Origin of the sequence: Lysobacter sp. Root983 (assembly GCF_001429345.1) — a bacterium.
GTDB lineage: Bacteria > Pseudomonadota > Gammaproteobacteria > Xanthomonadales > Xanthomonadaceae > Lysobacter.
This window is the reverse complement of sequence record NZ_LMJO01000001.1, coordinates 1,311,510-1,334,381: the sequence shown is the minus strand read 5'-3', so window position 1 is coordinate 1,334,381 and position 22,872 is coordinate 1,311,510. Positions and strand designations below refer to the sequence as shown.

Genomic DNA, 22,872 nt, shown 5'->3' with positions numbered 1-22,872 from the left:
CGGCCCTATTGCGAATGCGCATCACTGTCCGTAGTCGCGCTGGTAGATCACGCTGAAGCGCAGGGTCGCCGCACCCGCGATCAGCTCGCCGGCGTGGTTGGTCGTGCTGTGGTCTGCGCGCCATTCGTTGGACAGGGTGGTGCCGGCCTGTGACTGGGCCAGGCTGCGGATGCCGTCGACCGCGGCGATCGCGGCCGGGTAGTCGTCGTCGTCCAGCGCGTCTTCGGCGTCGTCCAGCAACGTGGTGTAGGCCGGCCGCAGCGCCACCGGTAGCAGCGCGACGCGGTTGCGCAGGCGCAGGATCTTCTCGTCGATGACCATGCCGGTCGGGCGCAGGTCGATCAGGATCAGGAACTGCGAAAAGCCGCCGTAAGTGCCGCGCGCACGCACGCTGCCCTGGGCGATCTCGTCGGTGATGTCCTGGAACGGCCCGCCCAGCGGCGCCTTGAACAGGCGCAGCGAACTGCCCAGCGCGTAGGGCAGGACGTGGGTGTGCAGCTCGAAGCGGCCGGTGCCCTGGAAGCGCAGGCCGCCGTTGGCCGGCGGCTCGACGGTGATCAGCACCGGCAGGGCCGCGGTCAGCGAGGTCAGGTTGAGATTGGGCAGCCGCCCCTGCAGCAGCGGGCTGAGCGGGCTGACTACCTTGGCGCCGATGCCGAGGCTGTTCGCGCTCAGGCCCTGGGCGTTCTCGAACTCCAGGCTCAAGTCCAGGATGGTCAGACCGGGCAGGCCGACGTAGGCGCTGGCCTCGTTGCCCGAGATGGTGACGTTGACCGGTAGCGATTGCGCGCTCGCCGGCCCTAATCCGCTCCACAGCACTGCCGCCAGCAGCGCGCTCCACGCCCACTTCGCCATGTCACACCCCCCGTGGACCGTGGCCCAGGTCGGCGTCCGCCGTGGGCGCAGACAGAGCAACGGCATGCGCCGAGCGTACTCCGCGTGGACCCCTCGCGTCTCTAGGGATTTTCCCCCATGACCTTTGGGCGTTCATCCGGATGGCCCGCTTCTGGGCCGGCCCGCCATGGTGCCGATGCCGGCCCGAACTCCGGCGCCGACCCGCCGAATTCATGGAGATCCGCCGCATGCATCGCAACCGCCGCAACTTCCTCAAGCTGTCCGCACTGGCCGTGGGCATGATGGCCAGCGGCATGGCCCTGGCCGGCGCCCATATCGACGCGGCCCTGAACCGCGTGCTGGGCACCGCCTCCGCGCTCGACAAGCTCGAGGTCGTGGTGTCCTACGACCAGGCCGGCCCGGTGCGCAGCACCCAATTGCAGGCCCTGCGCGCGCTCGGCATCGGCCAGGGCATCAGCATGCGCAACCTGCCGATCGCCGGCGCCCTGGCCACGCCGGCGCAGGTCCGCGCCCTGGCCCAGCGCAGCGACGTGCGCGCGATCCACCTCAACCGCAATCTGGAGTACTACAACCAGGAAGCGCGCGAACTGTCCGGGGTCAACCGGGTCCAGGCCAATCCTGGCGATTTCGGCCGCACCACGCCCTACACCGGGCGCGGGGTGACGGTGATGATCAACGACTCCGGCATCGACGCCACCCACGCCGATCTCAAGTACGGCGTGCGCGTGGTCCAGAACGTGCAGGCCTTGACCAATCTGCATTCGCGGCTGGATTTCCTGCCGGTGGTGGTGCTGGAGAACCAGCTCAATACCGACCTGGGCTCAGGCCACGGCACCCACTGCGCCGGTACCGTCGGCGGCAGCGGCGCGCAGTCGGCCGGCCTGTATCGCGGCGTCGCCACCGGCGCCGACCTGATCGGCTACGGCTCCGGCGCGGTGATCTCGATCCTGGACGCGGTCGGCGGCTACGACTACGCGATCAGCAAGCAGAACAGCTTCGCCTCGCCGATCCGGGTGATCTCCAATTCCTGGGGCAGCTCGGGTACGTTCGATCCCACCGATCCGGTCAACGTGGCCAGCTACGAGGCCTACAAGCGCGGCATCGTCAGCGTGTTCGCGGCCGGCAACGACGGCCCGGGCGCCAACACCCACAACCCCTACGCGCAGGCGCCGTGGGTGATCTCGGTCGGCGCCGGCAACAAGGACGGCACCCTGGCCGACTTCTCCTCGCGCGGCAATCCGGGCGAAAGCGCCAGCTTCACCATGCCCGACGGCGTCAGCTGGACCTACACCAACCAGCCCAGCATCGTCGCCACCGGCGTGGACATCGTTTCGACGCGCGCGCTGACCGGGGTGCTGCCCTTGCTGGCCGCGCAGCAGGATCTCTCGCTGGGCGCCAAGGCGCTGTCGTATACCCACATGAGCGGCACCTCGATGGCGACCCCGCACGTGGCCGGCATCGTCGCCCTGCTGCTGGAGGCCAATCCGTCGCTGAACCCGGCCGAGGTCAAGCAGATCCTCACCGCCACCGCCAATCCCATGCCCGGCCGGCTGCCGTTCGAGGTCGGCAGCGGCCATGTCGACGCCTACGAGGCCGCGCAGGTCGCGCAAGGCTACTGATCCCCCGGCTTTCCCGGCCAGGGACGGCCTGGGAACGCCTGCGAGCGTTTCTCTCCCACTCGCACTCTCCGCCGATTTAATCGGGGGCATCCGGGTCGTAGCGGATGCCCATTTTTTTGCCCGGGTTCGCCACGCCGCGCGCCGCGCCGCGCGGCATGGCCGCCCGCGGGCGCCCGCCGCGTTGGCGCCTCTAGAGCAGACGTGAACCTCATCGCATCCCCCTCGCCGATCCGGCGAGACTGGGCCCGGCCTACGCCGGGCCCTTTTTTGTCCGCCGGTCCGGGGTCAGGGCGTAGCGGGTTCCGGCCAGGTCTGCGGCACCTTGCGCAGATCGTCCAGGCGGTAGCCCAGCTCGCGCAGACGCGCCAGATGGCGCTGGTAGTCCGGCTCGGAAATGCTGGGGGTGCGCGCCATGATCCAGGCGTAGTCGCGCTTGCTGCGGCCGATGATGGTCTGGGAGTAGTCCGGGCTCAGGTAAACCACCACGTACTCGGCCTGGATCGGCCAGATGAACTGCATGCCCCAGATCGCGTTGCCGGTGCCGGCCTTGACCGTGCCGACCGGATGCATGGTTTCGACCGGGCGGTCGTAGCCGCCGTCGCGGTAGCGGAAACGGGTCAGGATCTTGCCGTCGTCCGCGCGCCGGTAGTTCTCGATCGCGTTGTAGGCCTCGCGTTCGGGGCGCGAGGGGATGTGGGCGATCACGTACCAGTCGCCCATGAAGCGATCCAGGTCGACCTCGGCCACCGGCGTGATCGGGCGTACATTGCCCGAGCAACCCGCGATCAGACTGGCGAGGATCAGCGCTATTCGATGTGCGGCCATGTATGCATGCCCCGTGGCGTTCAAGTGGAGGGATCGCGTACGAATCGGTAGTGCGCCACCAGCCATTCCTGGCCGTCGGCGTAACCGAACATTTCCGCGCAGGCCATCCAGAACATGCGCCAACGCTGGAACCACAGCCCGGCCTGGGCGCCGTAGGCCTCGCGCAGCGTCGCCATGACCTCGTCGCGGCGCAGGTCCTGGTTGCGCAGCCAATGGTTGGCGGTGCGCTGGTAGTGGCGGCCATCGACCTGCCAGCGCTGCTCGATGCGCAGTTCGTTCTGGAACCACAGCAAAGTATCCGCGGCCGGCATCAAGCCGCCGGTGAAGAAATGCCTGCCCATCCAGTTGTCCTCGCCCTGGGTCTCGAACGGATATAGCAGTTCGTGGTGGGCGAAGATGTGCACGAACAGCTTGCCGCCCGGCGCCAGCCAGCGCGAGATGCGCCGCATCAGCAGCTCGTAGTTGCGCATGTGCTCGAACATCTCCACCGACACGCAGCGGTCGTAGCGGCCTTCGGGCAGCTCCAACCGATTGACGTCCTGGGTCAGCACTTCGACATTGAACAGGCCGCGTTGGCGGCACTGCGCTTCGATATGCGCGCGCTGCGCCTGCGAGTTGGACACCGCGGTGATGCGCGCGTTCGGATAGCGTTCGGCCATCCACAGCGTCAACGAGCCCCAGCCGCAGCCCAGCTCGAGGATGCGCTGGCCGTCGCGCAGCTCGGCGCGTTCGCCGTACAGGGCCAGCATCGCGTCTTCGGCCTGGTCCAGGCTCTCGTCGCCGCGTTCGTAGTAGCAGCCCGAGTACTTCAGGCGGCGCCCCAGGCAGAGCTGGAAGAACGCCGGCGGCAGTTCGTAATGCTGAGCGTTGGCGGCGTCGGTATGGATGGCCACCGGGCTGCGTCGCAGCTGGTCTATGCGCTGCTGGTAGCGCTGCGCGCGCTGCTCCAGGCCGCCGCCGCGCTCCTCGCGCAGGCGCTGCGCGCACAAGCGACGGATGCCGGCGCGCAGCAGCGCGTCGGGCACCCAACCGCGTTCGGCCCAGCCCAGCGCGCCCGCGGCGGGCAGATCGTGTTCGAGTTCGTCGGCGACGGCGCTGCGGTTCATGGGGCGGTCCTCTTGTCGTTGTCGTCTTTGCGCGGAAACCAGGGAATCAGCATCGGCGTGCTGCGTTGATAGGCGCGGTAGTCCTCGCCGCGCGTGCGCAGCGCCTGCGCTTCGGTGTACGGCACGCCGCTGATCCAGCGCAGGAACACGTACATCACCACCGGCCCGCTCCAGGCCAGCCAGGCCCAGGGCGAGCCCACGGCCAGAGCCACGTAGGCGAACCAGTGGGTCCATTCGAAGAAGTAGTTGGGATGACGCGAGTAGCGCCATAAGCCGGCACGGCAGGTGCGGCCGCGGTTGCCGGGATCGGCGCGAAAGCGCGCGAGTTGATGGTCGGCGAGGGTTTCGCCGGCCACGCTCAGCACCCAGATCGCCACGCCCAGCGCCGACCACAGGGTGGGTTCGGTCACCGGGTTGCGCGCCACCGCCGCGAACGGCAGCGCGAACAGCACCACCAATGCGGCCTGGAATTGGAAGAACAGCCAGAACTTGCCCTGATGGCCCTGCCAATGCGCACGCAAATGCCGGTAGCGGCCGTCCTCGTCTTCGCTGCGCACGCGCTGCCACAGGTGCCAGGCCAGACGCAGTCCCCAGACTCCACCCAGCACGGCGAGCAATACGCGCGGCAGCGCGGCGCCATCGCCCAGGGCGGCCAGCAGCACGGCGCCGCCGCCCACGCCGGCGGCCCAGATCGCATCGACGATGCCGGCGTTCTCGCGCCGGCGCTGCCAGCGCCAACCCGCGCTCATCGCCAGCGCGGCGCCCAGCCATACCATCGCCAGCGGCCACCATGGATTCATCGATCCCTCCTTAGCAGCGGCGTGGTGACCGCGCCGTCGCTGCGTTCGATTCGTTGCGCCCAGCGCGCCAACAGCGTCAGCGCCACGGCCCAGCCGATGGCCAGGGCGAGCACGCCGGGCCAGACCGGCGGGGCGAAGGTCATCGCCTGCCAGCCGCGCGCCGCGCCCAGGTAGGCCAGCGGCGCGCCGATCGCGCCCAGCAGCGGCGCCAGCCACGCCCGCGTACGCAGGGCCGACAGCGACTGGGTCAGGGTCAGCGCGAACGCCGACCACAGCGCCAGGATCCACAGCGGGGCGCCGCCGGCCGGTAGCGCCGGCCGCGCGGCCGCGTAGACCGCCAGACCCGAGCCGGCCAGTCCGCCATCGACCAACACGCCCGCGACCACCGCCGCGACGACCAGCCGCCACTCGCGCGCGCGCCCCGGCATCGACAGCTGCCAGGCGACGAACAGCGCCGCGGCGATCGTGCCCGGCCACGGCGTGCCGCGACCGGCGCCGATCACGGCGGCGAACCAGACCAGTTGGTAACCGATCAGGTTGCTCCAGAAACTCACGCCGGCGTCTCCGCGCGGCGATCGTCCTGGCCTGGCCCCGGGCGGGCGAACAGCATCTGGGCGACGCCGATCGAGGCTTCGCGGAAGCCGCCTTCGCAATAGACCAGGTAGTACTCCCACATGCGGATGAAACGCTCGTCGTAGCCTTGCGCGCGCACTTGCGCGAGCTGGGCGAGGAAGCGCTGGCGCCAGGCCTGCAGGGTGCGCGCGTAGGAGTGGCCGTAATCGTCCAGGCGAATCAGGGCCAGATCGCTGCTGCGCGCCTTGGCCGCGAGCAGGGCGGCGATCGACGGTATGAAGCTGCCGGGGAAGACGTGGCGCTTGATGAAGTCGACCGAGCCCAGGGCCTGCGCATAGCGGTGGTCCTCGATCGTGATCGCCTGGACCAGCGCGCGCCCGCCCGGACGCAGCAGCCGGCCGATCTGGGCGAAGTAGCTGTCCAGGTAGGTCGCGCCGATCGCCTCGACCATCTCGATCGAGACCAGCTTGTCGTATTGCCCGCGCAGGTCGCGATAGTCCTGGCGCAGCACTTCGACCCGATCGCCCAGGCCGGCCTCGGCCACGCGCGCCTGGGCCAATGCGTATTGCTCGCCCGAGATCGTGGTGGTGGTGACGTGGCAACCGTAGTGGCGCGCCGCATGCACGGCGAAACCGCCCCAGCCGCTGCCGATCTCGATCACGCGGTCGCCCGGACCCAGTTCGAGCTTGCTGCAGATCAGGTCCAGCTTGCGCGCCGATGCGACTTCGAGGGTGTCGTCGTCGCCGTCCCACACCGCCGAGGAGTACATCAGGTCCGACGACAGGAACAGGGCGAAGAACTCGTTGCCGAGGTCGTAGTGAGCGGCGATGTTGCGGCGGCTGCCGGCGCGGGTGTTGCGGCGCAGGGCATGCCAGGCGCGCATCGCCATCCCGCCCAGGCGCGCGCCGCCGCGCTCCATGCCGTCCAGGCGTTCGCGATTGCGCACCAGCAAGCGGATCAGCGCGACCGGATCGTCGCAGTCCCAATAGCCTTCCATATAGGCTTCGCCCGCGCCGACGCTGCCGTTGCTGGCGACCGCGTGGTAGAAGCGCGGATCGCGCACGCTCAGGTGTACCTGCAATTGCGGCCGCTGCGCCGCCGGCAGGCCGAACTCGACGCGGCCTAGCGCGTCCTCCAGCACCAGTCGGCCGTGTTCCAGGCCGCGCATCTGGGCGAGCAAACGCTTGCGCAGGAAGCGCGTGCCGGCGCCGTAGCCCGCGGCCGGGCGCTGGAGTGCGGATGCGGTGGTGTTCATGGCGGTCCTCGCTGCAAATCGGGATGGTCGTAAACGGGGTTGCGCTTCAGCCACAGCCGCAGCGCCTGCCAATGGATCGCGCCGACCACGCTGGCGGTCATCAGCGGGTAGCGCCACAGCACGCGCGCGAGTGCGCCGGCGTCCAGGGCGCGGCGCTGCAGATGCAGGCCGGCGTCGAACTCGACGCCGGCCGCGTCGCGCACCTGCATGCGTACATGCAGATCGCTGGCGGGCGGGGTGAAGCGCCAGTCGTAGCGGCGCTGCATCGGCATGAAGGGCGAGACGTGGAAGCGCTTGTCGAAGGCCCAGCTCAGGGCGCGTCCGCGCCGCTGCGCATCGCGCACCGGCAGCACATAGGCATGGCGCTCGCGCCAGGGCGTGTTGGTGATCTCGGCCAGCACGCAATCCAGCGCGCCGTCGGCGTCGTGGCAGTAGTAGAAGCTGACTGGGTTGAAGACGTAACCGGCGTAGCGCAGGTGGGTGAGCAGGCGGATCGGTCCCAGCGGGCGGCGGCCGCCGACCTGTTCGACGCGCCGGCGCACGGCTTCGTCCAGCGGCAGGGCGGCGGGCCCGAGGTAGTCGCTGCGGCGGAACTCGGCCAGGTTGCGCCGCCCCACCGACCACAGCCGCCGGCCGGCGAACACGCGGTCGAGTTCGGACAGGTCCAGGTAGAGCTGGGCGATGCGGTATTCGAAGCGATGCGCATGCGGACGGAAGCGGCGATGGCGCACCACACCCTCGTAAACCGCGCTGTGCAGGGGCGCGTCGGCGCCGTTCACGCGGCCAGCTCCGCCATGACCGGCGCATCGACGGCGCTGTCGACTGCCGCCGTCGCCGCAGCCTCCCAGGGCGCATCCAAGGCCTGCGCAACCTCGACCGCGCTGCGCATGCCGTCTTCATGAAAGCCCCAACCCCAGTACGCGCCCGCGAACCAGGTGCGGCGGCGGCCCTGGATCTCGGACTTGCGCGCCTGCGCGGCGACCGAGGCGTGGCTGTAGACCGGATGCGCGTACCGCAGCCGGCGCAGCACGCGCGCGGGATCGATCGCGGCGCTGCGGTTGAGGGTGACCACGAACGGCTCGGGCGAGTCGATGCCCTGCAGCAGGTTCATGCAGTAGCTGACCGTGCAAGCCTCGCCGGGGTCGCGCGGCACGCAGGCGTTCCATGCGGCCCAGGCTTTGCGATGGCGCGGCAGCACCGCGGCATCGGTGTGCAGCAGGGCTTCGTTGGCCTGGTAGGGAATCGCGCCGAGGATCTCGCGCTCGCGCGGATCGGCGTCGGCGAGCAGGGCCAGGGCCTGGTCGCTGTGGCAGGCCAGCACGGCGTGATCGTAGCGCTCGCTGCCGTGGATGCTCTCGATCTCGACCGCTTCGGCGTCGCGGCGCAGGGCGCGTACCGCGCAGCCCAGGCGTTCGCGCACGCGCCAGCCGGCGCGCATGGCATCGACGTAACGCGCCGAGCCGCCGCGCACCACCGCCCACTGCGGCCGTCCCGCCACTTGCAGCATCTGGTGGTTGGCCATGAAGCGAACCAGATAGCGCGCGGGAAACGCCAGCACCGCCGAACTCGGCGCCGACCACAAGGCCGACGCCATCGGCACCAGATGTTCGTCGCGGAAGGCGGCGCCGTAGCGGTGCTCGGACAGATACTCTCCCAGCGTCGGTCCGTCGCCTTCGCCGTCCAGCAGCGCCGGCGCCTGCCGGTAGAAGCGCAGCAGGTCGGCGACCATGCCCAGGAAGCGCGGCGATGCCAGGTTGCGGCGCTGGCAGAACAGCGCGTCCAGGGTCGAGGCGTTGTATTCCAGCCCGCTGGCTTCGTTGCGCACCGAGAAGCTCATCGTGGTCGCCTGTGTCGCCACCCCGAGTTCGCCGAACAGCCGGGTGAGCAGCGGATAGTGGCGCGGGTTGTGGACGATGAAGCCGCTGTCGATCGCGTAGCGGCGACCGTGCAGCTCGATGTCGTGGGTATGGGTATGCCCGCCGAGATAATCGTTGCTCTCGAACAGGGTCACGTCATGCCGGCGCGACAGCAGCCAGGCCGAAGCCAGGCCGGCGATGCCCGATCCGATCACCGCGATGCGCACGGCTCAGCCCCGCGCCTTGGCCGCGACCCAGGCCGGAATCGGCTTGAGGTCGCGCACCAGGCCCAGCGCGGCCATCGTGCGCAGGGCGTACCAGGTCAGATCGATTTCCCACCAGCGAAAGCCCTGGCGCACCGTGCCGGGAAAGAAATGGTGGTTGTTGTGCCAACCCTCGCCGAAGGTGATCAACGCGAGCCAGAAGTTGTTGCGGCTGTCGTCGGCGGTGTCGAAGCGGCGCGTGCCGTAGCGATGGGCGAGCGAGTTGATCGTCACTGTGCAGTGGAACAGCACCGTGGTCGAGACGAAGAAGCCCCAGACCAGCATCTGGCCGCCGCTGGTGCCCAGGCCCGGCGCGTAGCGCTGCAGCAGCGCGCCCACGCCGTACAGCGCGGCCGCCAGTGCCACCGGCACCGCGGTGTCGTAGCGGTCCAGCCAGCGCAGTTCCGGGTAGCGCGCCAGGTCGGGCACGCGCGTCAGATCGGTGCGGAACGCGTGCGGGGTCAGGAACCAGCCGACGTGGCTCCACAGGAAGCCGTGCACGCGGGGCGAATGCGGATCCAGCGCGGTCTCGGTGTGGCGATGGTGGTTGCGATGGTGCGCGGCCCACCACAGCGGCCCGCGTTGCACGCAGGAAGCGCCGATCAGGGCGAACAAAAATTGCACCGCGCGCGAAGTGCGGAACGTGCGGTGCGAGAAGTAGCGGTGATAGAACGCGGTCAAGGCGAACATGCGCAGGGCGTACAACGCCGCCGCCACGACCAGCGCGATCGGCGAGACGCCGACCCAGAACACCGCCACACAGGCCAAATGCATGGCCAGAAACGGCGAGGCGCGCAGCCAGTCGATGCGCTCCTCGCGATTGTGCGGGTCGCCGTCGTCGCCCGCGCTGGTATCGATCCAGCGCCACAACACCGACCAGCGACGCCGGGGCGCGGGCGTGTCCGACGCTACGGCGCTGGCGGTGGAAGACGTGGACGGCGGCTGCGGCATGGAACTCTCCCGATGAGCGTGTCATCAGGAGGTACGGGGCCGCGCCCGCGGCGGATGCACCGCCGCGATCAGATCGTCTGCAGACCGCCCTTGGCGACGATGGGGCCGGTGGGAATGCCCTGCGGCGCGCCGCCCGCCGGTTCCAGGGTGATGGCCAGGGTCGAGCCGGGCTTGAGCGCGCGCAGCAGGTCGCTGGGCACCGCGACCGTATGCGCCTTGTCGATCGAGACCAGGCCCAGAGAGCGCGGCGCTTCGCCGGCGGGGATCAGCCACAGCTCGGGCACGCGGCCCTGGGCATCGGCGGGCGCGGGCACCGGCACCATCAGGACCTTGCCCTGCTTGATGTCCAGCGAGGCCAGCCAGCCCGGCGAGCCGTCGTCGTGGGCCAGGGTGGTGACCGGCTTGGCCTGCTCGGCCGGCTCCACCGCGATCGGCGGCGTCGCGGGCGGCGTCGGCGTTGGCGTCTGCGGCACGCGGCCCACGAATAGCGCCGCCAGCGCCGCCGCGGCGGCGACCGCGGTCGCGGCGCGCCAGAAGCCGAGGTTCTGCCAGACCCCTCGGGGTTGCTCGCCTACCGGCGACCAGCCCAGGTGCGTGCGCAGGCGCGGCCACAGGTGCGCCGGCACGTCGACCGGCGCGATCTCGTCCAACAGGGTGGCCAGGCGCCGCTCCCAATCCGCCACCGCGCGCGCGAACTCCGGGTCGGCGGCGATGCGCGCTTGCGCTTGCCTGCGTTGCTGCGCATCCAGCACGCCCAGCACGTACTCGCCGGCGTGCACATCCGAATCGGGCGGCTCCGGCCCGGTGTCGTCGTCGAAGCGGGGGTCTTGGGCGCTCATGATTCCAGGCACGCCCGCAGTTGGCTCAGACCGCGTCGGATCCAGCTCTTGACCGAACCCAGCGGCGAGCCGATCCGGGCCGCCAGCTCCTCATAGGTGGCGCCGTCGAAGAAGGCGGTGCGGATCAACGCGCGACGGCGCGATTCCAGCCGCTGCATGCAGATTTCCAGCCGGCTCTGATCGTTCGCGGCCTCGGCCTGCTGCAGCGGCGTGGCGGCGTGATCGACGATTTCGTCGGCCAGTTCGATCGGGGCCATGCGCTGCGGCGCCGGCAGCGTACGGGCGCGGTCGATGGCCTTGTTGCGCGCGACCATCGCCAGCCAGGTGATCGCGCTGGCGCGTCCGGCATCGAACTGCACGGCCTTGCGCCAGACGCTGGCGTAGACCTCCTGCAACACGTCTTCGGCTTCCGCGCGGTCGGCCAACACGCGCAGGCAGACCCCCAGCAGCTTGCCGGAGGTGGCGCGGTAGAGCGCTTCGAACGCACCGGTATCGCCGCCGGCGACCTCGCTCAGCAGGCCGTCGAGGCGTTCGCTTTCCGGTGTGCGCTGGCGTTGCGGAGACTCGGGCATTCCTGCACCTGTGGATACCAAGCTGATCGGAGTCGCGGCGCCAACCGCATCGCCAGGCGACATGCGGCGGCGACGCGCGGAGGGGAGCGGCGCGACTATATGCCATCGACGCCGGCCTCGCGGTGAAGGCGGCGCGCAGGGCAAGGCTTGGCTGGGCAGGGCGCGCCTCATACCGAGGGCGATCCCGTGCCGCAGCTGCGCACCAGGGGCATGGCGGCGGCGCGCTCGATTTCGGCGCGGGTCGCGTCGCGGGCGACGGTGTCGGCGGGGAAGGCGATGCGCACATCGAGATAGCGGCCGCGACGATCGCGGATGGTGCCGATGCCGCGGAATTCCAGCAGACGCCGGTCCGCGTCGGCGTAGGTCAGTTCGATGGCGGGTATCGCGAAGCCGTACCAGCGGTCCAGCGTCATGCGCAGGCGCTGCGCCGCGCGGCCGTCCACGCGCACCGGCTTGGCGGCGGCGAGCTGGAGGTCGAGGAACTCGAAGCGGCTGGGCAGCAGGAACGGGATCGCGATCGCTCGGCCTTGCGAGAGCGCGTCCCAGCGCGACCGCACCATGGCGTCGAATCCGGCGTCGATGACCGCGTCGCGCGGCAGTTTCAGGGCCCGCGTGCGCAAGGGCGCGCGCGCGTCGTCCTGCACGTACACCTCGCGGCCGCCGCCCCGGCTGCGCACGCCTTCGCGGTAGCCGTCGCGGCCGTCGTTGAAGTCGAAATCGGGCGCCGCGGCCTGGGCGCCATCGATCACGCGCTTGCGTGCGAACGCTTGGCCGTCGGGGCAGCGGTACAGCACCAGCCGCTGCGCGGTCTGGTCGTCGGCATAGCGCCAATGGGTCTCCCGGTAGAGCAGGCGGGCGCCGTCGCGGGCGTAGGCCAGACCGTCGTAGCGCTCGATCGGGCCCGCGCCGGCCGCGCCGCAGGCGCAGCCCAGCAGGCCGAAGACGGCGATACGCCGCAAAGGGTGGGGTCGACGGGCCATGGGCGCTCGCTCGTTGGTAGCCATGCGGGTCTATACGAGGCGGGGCCGGAAATTGATGCAGGCGGCCGGGCCGGGCGTTGGCGGCGTGTCCAGCTGTGGATAAGTGCCCCGGGGGCCGTTTCGATCCGATGCCCGCGGAGGGCATTTCGTCGTACATCGCAGGCGCAGCGCAGCGGGTTCGGCCGATGGATCGGATCGGACGGGCTATAGCGAAACTGGACATTTCGCCGCGATCTGCGATTCATTGCGGATGCGGCACGCGCCCTGTTTTCGAAGGCTGTGCAAACGATGTTCGAGTCTTCCACAAGAACGGTGACCTAATGCGTGCGTGGCGAATCCTGGCCGTTTCTTTGATCGGCAGCCTGCTGCTGGGCTGCGCCGCGCAGTTGGTCGATTCCGAGGATATCTGGGGCGACATCCGGCCAGGGCAGAACTATGCGCCCGCCTCCAGGATGATCGACGGCTGGTACGCGGTCGAAGCGATCGACGAGCGGACGTTCGCCATCAACGAGCCGAAGTCCGAGCAGTACAACACCTCCTATCTGATCGTCGGCAGCACCCGCGCGATCATGTTCGACGCCGGTTGCGGCGAACGGCCCGCCGGATCGAAATCCATGCGCGAGGTGGCGGGGAGTCTGACCGACAAACCCGTCACCCTGATCCTGTCGCACCACCATTATGACCACACCGGCGACGCGGCCACCTTCGAAGACGGCGTCACCCTGGTCGACCGGCCGGAGATACGCGCACGCATCGACGACGGCCGCTACACCATCGGCGCGCTCGAGAGCGGCGGCGCGGTTCCGCCGCCGTTGAAAATCGCGGGCTTCGTCAAGGATGGCGACACGATCGATCTCGGCGACCGCCAGCTGTCGGCGTACAACCTGCCGGGCCATACCAACGAGAGCGTGGTGTTGGTCGATCGCGCGCGCAATCTCGCCTTCACCGGCGACCACGTCTACCAGCACCTGGGCGGGATCGTGGCGATGACGCCGCAGTCTGATCTGCCGATCTACAAGGCGAATGTCGACCGCCTGTTGGCGCTGACCGATGCCAAGACGCGCTACCTCGGCGCCCACGGCGATCCGCACTTCGATCGCGCCTGGGTGAGCTTGATCGACAGCGAGCTGGGCAAGATGGTGGCCGGCACCGCGACCTACCGCTACGCCAGTCACTACCTGGTGCCCGGCAAGATGCCGCTGCGGGTGCTGCAGAACGGCGACCTTTACATCTACACGACGCCCTTGGTCGACCCGTCGCTGTTCTGGTCCAAATGGAGCTTGCTGGCGATCGTAGCGGCGCTGTCGCTCGCGCTGTATCTGGTGGCTCGGCTGTTCCGGCGGCTGCGTGGCGGATCGCGATCCCGTTCGGAGACCTGATCGCCCCGCCGATGGGCGCGCCGCGCGCGCGGCCGGTCTGTCGGGCGTGGCAGCGCCTGTCGCGGCGCGATGTCGGGAGTCGTTGCGAGACCGCCGGCCGGGCAGGGGATAGGGCGTGACGGGCGAGGTCGGAGCCATCGGCCGATCCGGCCCCACAAACAGAAAACCCCGCAGGGCGGGCGCCATGCGGGGTTGACGGTTCAAGGCTTGCGAAATGGTGGCCGGGGAGGGAATCGAACCCCCGACACGGGGATTTTCAATCCCCTGCTCTACCAACTGAGCTACCCGGCCATTTCACGGCAGGCCGTGATGAGGAGCGGCATGATACGGAGCGCCGGACGATCTGGCAAGCCGCATGTGCGCTGAACGGTTTGCGCGGGGTCCCGCGCAGCGTGCCGGCGGCGGCGCATGATGGTGCCAGGCCTTCAGGCAAGGACTCGTAGGCATGGACTGTACGCCGCAAACAGGAGCCGCCATGAAACGCATTCTCTATGCAGTATCCGCCGCGCTGACGCTGTTCGCGATGAGCGCTTGCGCGACCGATCCCAAGATGCGCGACGCCGATCGTCTGGCCTTGTATCGCGCCCATGCCGGCGAGCCGGTGCCCGCGTTCCAGTACTACGGCCGCCTCGACGGCTGGACCCCGTTGGGCGACAGCGCGCTGGCGGTGTGGACGCGGCCGAACCAAGCCTATCTGCTGGAACTGCAGGGCCGCTGCTCGGACCTGGACTTCGCCTCGGCGATCACGGTCAGCAGCCAGGCCGGGCGGGTCTATTCGCGCTTCGACAAGGTGATGGTGCTGGGCCAGGGCGCGCTGCCGTTCCCCTGCCATATCGGCCAGATCCGCCCGCTCGACGTCAAGGCGATCAAGCAGGCGCAGCGCGACCGGCGTTCGGCCGGCTCGATGCCGGAAAGCCGCGACGACGGCGTGACGCCGCAGGACGGCAAGTAGGCCGGGCAACGGCGCCGGTCAGCTCTCCGGCGCCACGTAGCCGGCCGGCTTGTCGGCGCCGCCGGCGAACAGGAACTTCTCCATCTCCGCTTCCAGGAAGGCGCGGTGCTTGGGGTCCAGCGGCGACAGGCGGTTTTCGTTGATCAGCATGGTCTGATGCGCGAGCCAGGCGGCCCAGGCGGTCTTGCCGATGTGCGCGTACACGCGCTTGCCGAGTGCGCCGGGCCAGGGCACGAAGTCCAGGCCGTCGGTGTCGCGGTGTTCGTATTCGCAATGGACGGTGCGTGGCATCGGAGTTCCTGATTGGCGGCTCGCGGCGCAAGCCGCGGGCGTGAAAGGATGGAGCGGGCCGGATTCGAACGCGCGCGCGTCAGGCGTCGCTTTCCAGCAGCTTGCGGATCGGCGCGGGGATGCCCAGTTCGGACAACTCGGCGCGCGCGACCCAGCGCAGGCCGTCATTGTCGCCCACCGCGTCGCGCAGGGCGATGCCGCGCCAGCGCAGCGGCTGCAGTTCCAGCTTGTAGTGGCTGAAGGCGTGCGCGATCGGCGCCAGGCGCTGGGCGGCGGCGAAATCGCCGTGCGCGTGCGCGCCGAACCAGGCCTGCGCCGCCGCGTCGTCCTCGGCTTGCGGCAGCGTCCACAGCGAGGCCCAGATGCCGACCGGCGGGCGCCGCTGCAGCAACACGCGCGCCTGCGCGTCCTGCAGCCACAGCACCTGCGCATGGCGTTGCGGCACGGCCTTGCCGGGCTTGGGCGTGGGCAACTCCGCGACCCGGCCTTCGCGGCGGGCGACGCAGTCGTCCTGCAGCGGGCACAGCACGCAGGCCGGATCGGCGCGCGTGCACAGGGTCGCGCCCAGGTCCATCTGGGCCTGGGTGTAGTCGGCCAGGCGCGTATCCGGCAGATCGGGACTGGCGACGTGGCGTTCGGCCAGCGCCCACAACTGTTTTTCCACCGCCGGCAGGCCGGGATAACCGTCGATGCCGTGGTAACGGCTGAGCACGCGTTTGACGTTGCCGTCGAGGATGGCGTGGCGGTCGTTCCAGGCCTGCGACAGGATCGCCGCGGCGGTGCTGCGGCCGATGCCGGGCAGGGCGGTCAGCGCGTCGAGATCGCGCGGCAGTTCGCCGCCGTGCCGCTCGACGCAGCGTTGGGCGGCCGCGTGCAGATTGCGCGCGCGGGCGTAGTAGCCCAGCCCCGACCACAGCGCGAGGACTTGGTCCTGCGAGGCGGCCGCGAGTTCCGGCAGGGTCGGCAGGGCGGCGACGAAACGTTCGAAGTAGGGCGCGGCGGTCTTGACCTGGGTCTGCTGCAGCATGATTTCCGACAGCCACACCCGGTACGGCGTGCGCGGATGCTGCCAGGGCAGGTCGTGGCGGCCGCAGACGTCGAACCAGCGCAGCAGCCGGCTCGCGAATGCATCCGCGTGCGCGCCCGCGGCAACGGGCGCGGCGGCGGGTTTGGCGCGCGCGGCGCGGCTCACGGCAGGTCCTCGTCGCCGAGTTCGATCTCGACCGCTTCGAGGGTGGCGCCGGAGATTTCCAGCTTGGGCGTGCGCAGCTTGGCGCGCAGCGGCGGCAACGGCGCGCCGCGTTCGCCGGCCTCGATCCAGGCCAGCACCGCGGGCAGGCGGAACTCGCTGTCGGCCTGGGTCTGGCCGCGGCTCAGGCGCAGGCCGATGGTTTCCGACAGGTCCGGGCGGCCGACGTAGCGCAGTTCGAACGGCAAGGGCGCGGAGGTGTCGTCCAGCGGCGCCGGCAGCGCCGGCCAGGCCTGCGGCCACTGCGCCAGCCGACCGTCCAGTTGCAGCACCAGCCGCCGACCCAGCGCGAGCGCGCCGGTCGCGTCCAGCGTCGGGATCGGATTGCTTGCGTCGCCGCGCGCGCGCAGCGCCAGCGCCACGGGTTCCAGCGACCACACCGCCTCGTCGAACTTGAGCGGGCCGTGCAGGCCCAACGCGAACGGCAGGCGGGTATCGCCGGATTCGTAGCTGGCCGCCGCGCCCAGCAACGCCGGCACGATGGTGAGTTCGTCGTCGCCGATGCGCAGCGGCCCGGACAGGGCTACCGTCGCCGGCAATCGCCAGCCGCTTTGCTCGATCGCGATGCGACCGTTGGCGCCCAGCCCGGCCGCCGGCGCGGGCCGCGACAAAGCGACGGCGAGATCGAACGGGATCGCCATCGGCGCGTCCAGATAGCGGCCGCGCAGACGCGCGCGCACGGGACGATCCGGATACAGCGCGGGCAGCTCGGCCTGGATGCCCTCGATGCGCCAGTCGTGGTTGACGATGCGGCCGTCGACGATGCGCAGGCCGTCGGTGAGGGTGGGAATGCGGGTTTGCGGCGACGGCGGCCGGCTCGCCAGCCAGTGCTGCAGCGCCGGCAGATCCAACAGCGGCGCGTCGAGTTCGATGCGTTCGACCGTGAGCTGATCGCCGCGGCTGCGCAGGGTCGACCACGGCAGCGACAACTGGATTCGTTTCGCGCTGAGCAGCGGCGTGGCGGCGCCGGGCTCGCGCACGATCACCTCGCGCACCAGCAGCATCGGCGTGCCGCGCAAGCGGTATTCGCTGACGCCGGCGGCGCTGATCTCCAGCCCCAGCGCGGCGCCGGCGCGGTCGAGGATCAATGCCGCCGCACGCTGCGGGCGCGAGATCCAGACCAGCGCGAGCACGCTCAGCAAGCCCAGCGCGGCGAACGCGAACAACCAGCGGCGCGCGCGGCGCGGCGCCGGTTTGGCGGCGGGGTTGGCGCTGTCGGCGACCATGCGCGCGCCGGCGGCCGGGCTCAGGCGCCTAGCGCTTCGGGCAGCAGGGCGTCGACGAAGGCCTCGGCGTCGAACACGCGCAGGTCTTCCGGGCGCTCGCCGATGCCGGCGTAACGGATCGGTATGCCGAACTCGCGCGCCAGCGCGAACACCACGCCGCCCTTGGCGGTGCCGTCCAGCTTGGTCACCACCAGGCCGGTCACGCCGACTGCGGCGTGGAACTGGCGCAGCTGCGACAAGGCGTTCTGGCCGGTGGTGCCGTCGATCACCATCAGCACTTCGTGCGGCGCGTCGGGATCGACCTTCTGCAGCACGCGCTTGATCTTGCCCAGTTCGGCCATCAGGCCCTGCTGGGTGTGCAGGCGGCCGGCGGTATCGGCGATCAACACTTCGGTGCCGCGCGCCTTGGCCGCCTGCAGCGCGTCGAACGCGACCGAGGCCGCATCGGCGTTCTGGCCCTGCGCGATCACCGGCACGCCGTTGCGCTCGCCCCAGGCCTGCAGCTGCGCGACCGCGGCGGCGCGGAAGGTGTCGCCGGCGGCCAGCATCAGGGCGCGGTTCTCGTCGCGGAAGCGCTTGGCGAGCTTGCCGATGGTGGTGGTTTTGCCGACGCCGTTGACGCCCACGGTCAGCAGCACGAACGGGCGCGCGGCCGGGTCGATGCGCAGCGGCTGCGCGACCGGGCGCAGCAGGGCGATCAGGTCGGCGCGCAGGGCGGCGAGCAAGGCCGGGGCGTCGGCGAATTCGCGCGCCTTCATGCGCCGGCGCAGGCTTTCGATGAGCTGGGTGGTCGCGGTCACGCCGACGTCGGCGGTGATCAGCGCGGTTTCGATCTCGTCCAGCAGGTCGTCGTCGAGCTTGGGATTGCGCGAGAACAATCCGCCCAGGCTGCGCGCGAACGCGCTGCCGCGCAGGCGCTCGCGCCAACCGGGCTTGCCGGCGCTGGCGGGCGGGGTGGCCGGTTCGGCCGCCACCGCCTGGGCGACGTCGGCGTCGACCTCGAGCGCGGCGGCGATCACTTCGGCCGGCACCGGTTCGACGGCGGCGGCCACGGGCTCGACCGCGACGGGTTCGGCCGCGATGGGCTCGACCGCGACGGGTTCGGCAGGAGCGTGCGCGTCGGGCTGCGCGGACGGGAATGCGGCGGCCAGTTCCTCGGTGCTGAGGCGGGGTTGGCTGGCGGAGGTTTCGGGCTTCTTGCGGCGGAAAAAACCGATCATCGGGGGGAAGCGTCACGAATGCGCGAGAATGCGCACATGCTAGCACCGGCCCCCGCACGCTCCCGATGAACAAACCCACCGCAGGCCGGCCCACGCGCGCCGGCGCAGCCCCCGGGCGCATCCGCATCATCGGCGGCCGCTGGCGCGGCACCCGTCTGGACGTGGCCGATGCGCCGGGCTTGCGCCCGACCTCCGACCGCGTGCGCGAGACCTTGTTCAACTGGCTGGGCCCGGTCTTGCCCGGCGCGCGCGTGCTCGACCTGTTCGCCGGCACCGGCGCGCTCGGCCTGGAGGCGTTGTCGCGCGGCGCCGCCGCCGCGACCCTGGTCGAACGCGACCCGGCCCTGGCCGCGGCCCTGCGCGCGACCGCGGCGCGCCTGCCCGGCGGCGAAGCCGCGCAGGTGGTGCAGGCCGATGCCCTGGCCTGGCTGGGCGCGCAGGCCGACGCCGGCTACGACCTGGCCTTCGTCGACCCGCCGTTCGCGGCCGATTTGTGGGACGCGGTCTGGCCGGCGCTGTTGCCGAAGCTGTCCGCCGGCGCCTGGCTGTACGTCGAGGCCCCGCAGGGCACGACGCCTGCGCTGCCGCCAGACTGGCTGCGCCATCGCGAGGGCGGCACGCGCGAGGTCAGCTACGCCCTGTACCGGCAGCGTTCGGCCTAGGCGCGGGTCCGCAGCCGCCGGCCTGGAATGCCGCGGCGCCCGGTCGCGGTCGCAACGGGCCCTGCGAATGCGCCCGACTGCTACACTTCGTTCCGTCCCGACGGACGCGTCGCGACGGTAGCGTTGCCCCAGGGCCCGCGCCGGCGCGCCTCCGCCGCCTTCCGCCAGCAGACGCGAACGATCACTCCATGAGCGTGGCCCGTACTCGAATCGCCGTCTATCCCGGCACCTTCGATCCGATCACCAACGGCCACATCGACCTAGTCGACCGCGCCGCCCCGCTGTTCGAACGCATGATCATCGGCGTGGCCGCCAGCCCCGGCAAAGGCCCGGCGCTGTCTCTGGAACTGCGCGTGGAACTGGCGCGCCAGGCGGTGGCCCATCACCCGCATATCGAAGTCCGCGGTTTCGACTGCCTGCTCGCGCATTTCGTCGCCGAAGTCGGCGGCGGCGTGCTGCTGCGCGGCCTGCGCGCGGTGTCGGACTTCGAATACGAATTCCAGCTGGCGAGCATGAATCGCCACCTGATCCCGGAGGTGGAGACGTTGTTCCTCACCCCGGCCGAGCAGTACGGATTCATTTCCTCGTCGCTGGTACGCGAGATCGCCCGCCTCGGCGGCGACGTCTCCGGGTTCGTGCCACCGGCGGTAGCCGAAGCGTTGCAGGCCGAATGGCAGCGCAATCAGAAACGATGACTTCCAACACACGGGGATCCCGATGAACACCACCTCCCGCCTGATGCTGATCGCCTGCCTCGCGCTGCCCTTCGTGGCCGCGTGCAAGAAGGAAGAAGCCGCGCCGGCCGCAGCCGTGCAAGCCCCGCTGACCGCGCCCACCACCAGCGGCGACGCCGAGTGGAGCAAGTACCTGACCGACGTGGTCAAGCGCAAGGTCGACGCCGAAGGCATCTCCGTCAGCCCCTACCTGTACTACCTGCCGGCCGAGACCAGCCCGGACTTCCAGGGCTACTACGACCGCCAGGTCGAGAAGGCCAAGCTCGATATCGCGCGCGGCATCGTCGAAGGCAACCTGCTGGCCTATGGCTCGCCGGCCTCGGCCAAGATGGCCGACCTGATCGTCGCCTCGTTCCCGGCGCCGACCAAGGAAACCCCGCCGATGAAGGGCGTGAAGGTGCTGTTCATCGGCGCCGCCGCCGACAGCGAGCGCGTCAAGGCCGCCGTCACGCCGTACGGCGTCGAGTACTCGTTCATCGAAGTCAAGTAATGCCCGCTGGCACGGTCGCCGTACGGCGACCGTGCCCCGCGACACAGGTACGGTCAGCCCAGGCGGCCGTGCCGGCACCGTCGCAGCGCCTGAGCGCGGCGACGGTTTCGCGATTCGCGACCGCGCCGGTTCTCAAGCGCGCGTTCCGCCCCCATGATGTCCTCATGTCCCTGCGCATCAACGAGCTCTGCGTCAACTGCGACGTCTGCGAACCGGCCTGTCCCAATCAGGCGATCGCGCAGGGCGAGACCATTTACGTGATCGATCCGGCGCGCTGCACCGAATGCGTCGGACACTACGACGAGCCGCAGTGCGTGGTCGTCTGCCCGGTCGAATGCATCGACAACGATCCGGCCCATCCCGAAACCCACGAACAGCTGCTGGCCAAGCTGCAGCGTTTGCAACAGGAGTGACACGATGCGCAAGGCGCCCGCGATGCACGCAGGTCTGATGTCCCTGGTGTTGGCGAGCGCCTGGCTGCTCGTGGCGCCCGCGCAGGCCGCGCAGGCGCCGCAGGCCGGCACCGCGCATCCGCCGGGCGCGGCCATCGCCAGCGCGCATCAGCTGTCCACCGATGCCGGCCTGGAGATCCTGGGCCAGGGCGGCAACGCCTTCGACGCCGCGATCGCGGTGTCCTCGACGCTGTCGGTGGTCGAGCCGATCAGCTCCGGCATCGGCGGCGGCGGGTTCTTCCTGCTGCACGACGCCAAGAGCGGGCGCGACGTGTTCGTGGACGCGCGCGAGACCGCGCCGGCCGCGGCCACGCCGGCCGCGTATCTGGACAAGAACGGCGAGCTCGACCGCGATCGCGCCACCAACGGCCCCTGGTCGGCCGGCATCCCCGGCCTGCCGGCGGCGCTGGTGCACCTGGCCGAGCGCTACGGCAAGCTGCCGCTGAAGACTTCGCTGGCGCCGGCGATCCGGATCGCGCGCGAGGGTTTCCCTATCTATCCGCGTCTGGAGAAGGGCTACGCCAGTCGCCGCGAGGTGATGGAGCGTTATGCCGGCACGCGCGCGGTGTTCCTGGCCGACGGCAGCCCGCCCAAGGCCGGCGAGATCCTCAAGCAGCCCGAGCTCGCCCACACCCTGGAACTGCTGGCCGGCAAGGGCTACGACGGCTTCTATCGCGGCGAAGTCGCCAAGAAGCTGCTGGCCGCGGTCAAGCACGAAGGCGGGCAATGGCGCGCCGACGAACTGTCCGGTTACCAAGTGCGCGAGCGCGAGCCGCTGCGCCTGAAGTACCGCGGCTGGGACATCGTCACCGCGCCGCCGCCGTCCTCGGGCGGCGTGGCCCTGGCCGAGATCCTGCAGATGCTGTCGGGCTGGGACCTGTCCAAGCTCGACGACGCCCACCGCGTGCACATCGTCGCCGAGGCCATGCGCCGCGCCTATCGCGACCGCACCCTCTATCTGGGCGATCCGGATTTCGTGAAGGTGCCGCTGGCGCGTCTGACCAGCGCCGACTACGCCGCCGGCCTGCGCGCCACCATCCACCCCGACAAGGCCACGCCCAGCGATCTGCTGTCGGGCACGCCGGCGCCGCTGGAAGACGACGAAACCACCCACTTCTCGATCATCGACGCCGAAGGCAACCGCGTCGCCGCGACCCAGACCGTGAACCTGCTGTACGGCTCGGGCATGGTCGCGCCGGGCACCGGCGTGCTGCTCAACAACGAGATGGACGACTTCGCCCTGCGTCCGGGCACGCCCAACGCGTTCGGTGTGATGGGGTTCTCGGCCAACGCACCCGCGCCGGGCAAGCGCATGCTCAGCTCGATGACGCCCAGCTTCCTGGAGTCCAAGGACAAGGTGATCGCGGTCGGCGCCCCCGGCGGCAGCCGCATCATCACCCAGGTCCTGCTGGCGATCCTGGCCTACGACGCCGGCCTGGCGCCGCAGCAGGTCGCGGCGCTGCCGCGCTACCACCACCAGTGGATGCCCGATGCGATCTCGGCCGAGGCGGGCGCGCTGGACGCCGCCACCGTCAGCGCGCTGCAGGCGATGGGGCACAAGGTCAACGCCGGCGAGGCGAGCTGGGGCAATCTGCAGACGGTGATGTGGGACAAGGCCGCGGGCACCCTGTCCGGCGGCACCGATCCGCGCAATCCGGTCGGCAAGGCCGCGGTACTCGCGCAGCCCTGAGCGGCGCCGCGCGATCGGGACGCGCGCGACGCT

24 protein-coding genes and 1 tRNA gene are annotated in these 22,872 nt (G+C 70.5%); 8 read left to right on the top strand and 17 right to left on the bottom strand.

The window, feature by feature from the left end:
- Positions 1–21: 21 nt before the first annotated feature.
- The gene (locus ASE43_RS05690) at positions 22–855 is read right to left on the bottom strand and encodes a DUF6689 family protein (protein ID WP_056181762.1); all 834 of its coding nucleotides are present in this window, start codon (positions 853–855) and stop codon (positions 22–24) included.
- Between the two features lie 227 nt (positions 856–1,082).
- Here ASE43_RS05690 and ASE43_RS05685 point away from each other — a divergent pair, with 227 nt between their 5' ends.
- The gene (locus ASE43_RS05685) at positions 1,083–2,474 is read left to right on the top strand and encodes a S8 family serine peptidase (protein ID WP_057159885.1); all 1,392 of its coding nucleotides are present in this window, start codon (positions 1,083–1,085) and stop codon (positions 2,472–2,474) included.
- Positions 2,475–2,759: 285 nt separating this feature from the next.
- Here the strand turns inward: ASE43_RS05685 and ASE43_RS05680 are convergent, their stop codons facing one another.
- From ASE43_RS05680 to ASE43_RS05630, 11 genes are all read right to left on the bottom strand, one after another.
- Complete coding sequence (locus ASE43_RS05680) at positions 2,760–3,299, bottom strand: lipocalin family protein (protein ID WP_056181766.1); 540 nt, start codon at positions 3,297–3,299, stop codon at positions 2,760–2,762.
- A 20-nt stretch (positions 3,300–3,319) separates the two neighbouring features.
- Positions 3,320–4,405, bottom strand: a complete 1,086-nt coding sequence (locus ASE43_RS05675) for a cyclopropane-fatty-acyl-phospholipid synthase family protein (protein WP_057159708.1) — start codon at positions 4,403–4,405, stop codon at positions 3,320–3,322.
- Complete coding sequence (locus tag ASE43_RS05670; protein ID WP_057159707.1) at positions 4,402–5,205, bottom strand: DUF1295 domain-containing protein; 804 nt, start codon at positions 5,203–5,205, stop codon at positions 4,402–4,404. Before ASE43_RS05670 ends, ASE43_RS05675 begins: the two co-directional genes overlap by 4 nt.
- Positions 5,202–5,759, bottom strand: a complete 558-nt coding sequence (locus ASE43_RS05665) for a DUF2878 domain-containing protein (RefSeq protein WP_057159706.1) — start codon at positions 5,757–5,759, stop codon at positions 5,202–5,204. Before ASE43_RS05665 ends, ASE43_RS05670 begins: the two co-directional genes overlap by 4 nt.
- Positions 5,756–7,033, bottom strand: a complete 1,278-nt coding sequence (locus ASE43_RS05660) for a cyclopropane-fatty-acyl-phospholipid synthase family protein (protein ID WP_057159705.1) — start codon at positions 7,031–7,033, stop codon at positions 5,756–5,758. The genes ASE43_RS05665 and ASE43_RS05660 overlap by 4 nt, the downstream gene beginning before the upstream one ends.
- On the bottom strand, positions 7,030–7,812 hold the full coding sequence (locus ASE43_RS05655; RefSeq protein WP_235568649.1) for a DUF1365 domain-containing protein: 783 nt from the start codon (positions 7,810–7,812) through the stop codon (positions 7,030–7,032). The genes ASE43_RS05660 and ASE43_RS05655 overlap by 4 nt, the downstream gene beginning before the upstream one ends.
- Entirely contained in the window at positions 7,809–9,116 is a 1,308-nt protein-coding gene (locus ASE43_RS05650; protein WP_057159704.1) for an FAD-dependent oxidoreductase, read from the bottom strand. The genes ASE43_RS05655 and ASE43_RS05650 overlap by 4 nt, the downstream gene beginning before the upstream one ends.
- Before the next feature lie 3 nt (positions 9,117–9,119).
- Positions 9,120–10,103 (bottom strand): acyl-CoA desaturase, encoded by a 984-nt coding sequence (locus tag ASE43_RS05645; RefSeq protein ID WP_057159703.1) that lies wholly within the window; start codon positions 10,101–10,103, stop codon positions 9,120–9,122.
- Positions 10,104–10,171: 68 nt separating this feature from the next.
- Positions 10,172–10,942 carry an anti-sigma factor gene (locus ASE43_RS05640; RefSeq protein WP_057159702.1) on the bottom strand — a complete coding sequence of 257 codons (771 nt, stop codon included), beginning with the start codon at positions 10,940–10,942 and terminating at the stop codon, positions 10,172–10,174.
- Positions 10,939–11,514, bottom strand: a complete 576-nt coding sequence (locus ASE43_RS05635) for a sigma-70 family RNA polymerase sigma factor (RefSeq protein ID WP_057159701.1) — start codon at positions 11,512–11,514, stop codon at positions 10,939–10,941. The genes ASE43_RS05640 and ASE43_RS05635 overlap by 4 nt, the downstream gene beginning before the upstream one ends.
- Before the next feature lie 167 nt (positions 11,515–11,681).
- On the bottom strand, positions 11,682–12,494 hold the full coding sequence (locus ASE43_RS05630) for a hypothetical protein (RefSeq protein ID WP_235568648.1): 813 nt from the start codon (positions 12,492–12,494) through the stop codon (positions 11,682–11,684).
- 185 nt (positions 12,495–12,679) lie between these two features.
- Here ASE43_RS05630 and ASE43_RS05625 point away from each other — a divergent pair, with 185 nt between their 5' ends.
- The gene (locus ASE43_RS05625) at positions 12,680–13,873 is read left to right on the top strand and encodes an MBL fold metallo-hydrolase (protein WP_162258754.1); all 1,194 of its coding nucleotides are present in this window, start codon (positions 12,680–12,682) and stop codon (positions 13,871–13,873) included.
- A gap of 215 nt (positions 13,874–14,088) precedes the next feature.
- On the opposite strand, the gene ASE43_RS05620 is transcribed toward ASE43_RS05625, so the two are convergent.
- Positions 14,089–14,164: transfer RNA gene (locus ASE43_RS05620), tRNA-Phe, on the bottom strand.
- 184 nt (positions 14,165–14,348) lie between these two features.
- On the opposite strand from ASE43_RS05620, the gene ASE43_RS05615 reads away from it, so the two are divergent.
- The gene (locus tag ASE43_RS05615) at positions 14,349–14,825 is read left to right on the top strand and encodes a DUF6491 family protein (protein ID WP_056181797.1); all 477 of its coding nucleotides are present in this window, start codon (positions 14,349–14,351) and stop codon (positions 14,823–14,825) included.
- Between the two features lie 18 nt (positions 14,826–14,843).
- Here the strand turns inward: ASE43_RS05615 and ASE43_RS05610 are convergent, their stop codons facing one another.
- The 4 genes from ASE43_RS05610 to ftsY all read right to left on the bottom strand — a co-directional run bounded on the left by ASE43_RS05610 (position 14,844) and on the right by ftsY (position 18,811).
- Positions 14,844–15,116, bottom strand: a complete 273-nt coding sequence (locus ASE43_RS05610; protein ID WP_056181800.1) for an oxidative damage protection protein — start codon at positions 15,114–15,116, stop codon at positions 14,844–14,846.
- 79 nt (positions 15,117–15,195) lie between these two features.
- On the bottom strand, positions 15,196–16,308 hold the full coding sequence (gene mutY, locus ASE43_RS05605) for an A/G-specific adenine glycosylase (RefSeq protein ID WP_057159698.1): 1,113 nt from the start codon (positions 16,306–16,308) through the stop codon (positions 15,196–15,198).
- On the bottom strand, positions 16,305–17,591 hold the full coding sequence (locus ASE43_RS05600; RefSeq protein ID WP_057159697.1) for a hypothetical protein: 1,287 nt from the start codon (positions 17,589–17,591) through the stop codon (positions 16,305–16,307). The genes mutY and ASE43_RS05600 overlap by 4 nt, the downstream gene beginning before the upstream one ends.
- A 20-nt stretch (positions 17,592–17,611) precedes the next feature.
- Positions 17,612–18,811 carry a signal recognition particle-docking protein FtsY gene (ftsY, locus tag ASE43_RS05595; RefSeq protein ID WP_057159696.1) on the bottom strand — a complete coding sequence of 400 codons (1,200 nt, stop codon included), beginning with the start codon at positions 18,809–18,811 and terminating at the stop codon, positions 17,612–17,614.
- Positions 18,812–18,876: 65 nt separating this feature from the next.
- Here ftsY and rsmD point away from each other — a divergent pair, with 65 nt between their 5' ends.
- From rsmD to ggt, 5 genes are all read left to right on the top strand, one after another.
- On the top strand, positions 18,877–19,473 hold the full coding sequence (gene rsmD / locus ASE43_RS05590) for a 16S rRNA (guanine(966)-N(2))-methyltransferase RsmD (protein WP_057159695.1): 597 nt from the start codon (positions 18,877–18,879) through the stop codon (positions 19,471–19,473).
- A gap of 188 nt (positions 19,474–19,661) precedes the next feature.
- On the top strand, positions 19,662–20,168 hold the full coding sequence (gene coaD / locus ASE43_RS05585) for a pantetheine-phosphate adenylyltransferase (RefSeq protein ID WP_056181816.1): 507 nt from the start codon (positions 19,662–19,664) through the stop codon (positions 20,166–20,168).
- Between the two features lie 22 nt (positions 20,169–20,190).
- Positions 20,191–20,697, top strand: a complete 507-nt coding sequence (locus ASE43_RS05580) for a hypothetical protein (RefSeq protein ID WP_056181819.1) — start codon at positions 20,191–20,193, stop codon at positions 20,695–20,697.
- A gap of 164 nt (positions 20,698–20,861) precedes the next feature.
- Entirely contained in the window at positions 20,862–21,110 is a 249-nt protein-coding gene (locus ASE43_RS05575; RefSeq protein WP_056181822.1) for a YfhL family 4Fe-4S dicluster ferredoxin, read from the top strand.
- A 4-nt stretch (positions 21,111–21,114) separates the two neighbouring features.
- Entirely contained in the window at positions 21,115–22,839 is a 1,725-nt protein-coding gene (ggt, locus tag ASE43_RS05570; RefSeq protein WP_056181825.1) for a gamma-glutamyltransferase, read from the top strand.
- Positions 22,840–22,872: the final 33 nt, after the last annotated feature.